Origin of the sequence: Geobacillus thermodenitrificans subsp. thermodenitrificans DSM 465 (assembly GCF_000496575.1) — a bacterium.
GTDB lineage: Bacteria > Bacillota > Bacilli > Bacillales > Anoxybacillaceae > Geobacillus > Geobacillus thermodenitrificans.
In genome coordinates this window covers 1-315 of record NZ_AYKT01000074.1, presented here as the reverse complement: position 1 = coordinate 315, position 315 = coordinate 1, and the positions used below count along the sequence as shown (strand labels likewise).

Below are 315 nucleotides of genomic sequence, written 5' to 3'. Positions count from 1 at the left end.
CCAAACGGTTATCTAGTTTTGAAGGAATGAAAAAATGCTTGACAGATAAACATTAATCAGTATAATAATAAATGTCTAAAGGAAAGCTAACTAAGATAACCATTCCGCAGTAGCTCAGTGGTAGAGCAATCGGCTGTTAACCGATTGGTCGCAGGTTCGAATCCTGCCTGCGGAGCCACCTTGGAGAGCTGTCCGAGTGGTCGAAGGAGCACGATTGGAAATCGTGTAGGCGTGAATAGCGCCTCAAGGGTTCGAATCCCTTGCTCTCCGCCACTTATCAAAACATGGCCCGTTGGTCAAGTGGTTAAGACACCG

Annotated in this window: 2 tRNA genes; both read left to right on the top strand. The window is 46.3% G+C overall.

The features are described from left to right. Positions 1–103 precede the first annotated feature (103 nt). Positions 104–178, top strand: a tRNA-Asn gene (locus DSM465_RS0118050). A 4-nt stretch (positions 179–182) separates the two neighbouring features. Next, positions 183–273 (top strand) — tRNA-Ser (locus tag DSM465_RS0118045). The last annotated feature ends 42 nt before the right edge of the window (positions 274–315 follow it).